Below are 1,205 nucleotides of genomic sequence, written 5' to 3'. Positions count from 1 at the left end.
CCAATGCACCAATAGCTACTGACAATTGTGGAGGAACGGTGACTTATACTAAAGTTTCAGGGGCTTTTGTAGCCGGAAACTGCATAAACTCCGGAACTTATACCAATACATGGACGGCTACAGATGTTTGTACCAATGTATCAACTGTATTTACTCAAACCATTACAATTCAAGATACTACCGCTCCAACATGGACAACTGCGCCAGCCGCATTGGATGTGACTTTGCAATGTAGTGATACTGCAGGTTTGACAACTGCTCAGGCCAATGCACCGGTAGCTACTGACAATTGTGGAGGAACAGTTACCTATACCAAAGTAAGCGGTCAATTTCAAGGAGGGAATTGTGGAAGTACAGGAACTTATACCAATACCTGGACTGCAAATGACGTTTGTAACAACACCTCAACAGTCTTTACTCAGGTAATTACTGTTCAGGATACTGCTATTCCAACCTGGATTACACAAGCAGGAACATTAGATACTACATTACAATGTAGTGATGCTGCTGGATTAACAGCTTCGCAAAATCAGGCACCTACTGCTACCGCAAATTGTTCAACCGTCACTTACACCAAAACGAGTGGTCAGTTTGTGGCTTCGGCATCTTGTAGCAATGCCGGTACCTATACTAATACTTGGGTTGCCGTAGATAATTGTGGTAATACTTCCGGTACTTTTACACAAGTAATCACTATCGAAGATACTACCGCGCCAACATGGACTACAGCGCCAGCAGCATTGGATGTGACTTTGCAATGTAGTGATACTGCCGGTTTGACAACTGCTCAAGCCAATGCTCCAATAGCTACTGATAATTGTGGAGGAACGGTGACTTATACCAAAGTTTCAGGTGCTTTCGTGGCCGGAAACTGCGTGAACTCCGGAACTTATACCAATACCTGGACCGCTACAGATGTTTGTACCAATGTATCAATTGTATTTACTCAAACCATTACAATTCAAGACACTACCGCACCAACATGGACTACAGCTCCAGCCGCATTGGATGTGACTTTGCAATGTAGCGATACTGCCGGTTTAACAACTGCGCAAGCCAATGCACCGGTAGCTACCGATAATTGTGGAGGAACGGTGACTTATACCAAAGTTTCAGGGGCTTTCGTTGCAGGAAACTGCATAAACTCCGGAACGTATACCAATACCTGGACGGCTACAGATGTTTGTACCAATGTATCGACTGTA

General features: G+C 44.2%; 1 protein-coding gene. It reads left to right on the top strand.

The genetic code is table 11. The features are described 5' to 3' along the window. A partial coding sequence (locus C245_RS23485; RefSeq protein WP_035747230.1) for an Ig-like domain-containing protein occupies positions 1-1,205 on the top strand: 1,205 nt, incomplete at both ends.

Origin of the sequence: Flavobacterium sp. WG21, assembly GCF_000335775.1 — a bacterium.
Classification (GTDB): domain Bacteria; phylum Bacteroidota; class Bacteroidia; order Flavobacteriales; family Flavobacteriaceae; genus Flavobacterium; species Flavobacterium tructae.
The sequence above is the reverse complement of the archived record's forward strand: the minus strand, read 5'-3'. Positions and strand labels throughout refer to the sequence as shown.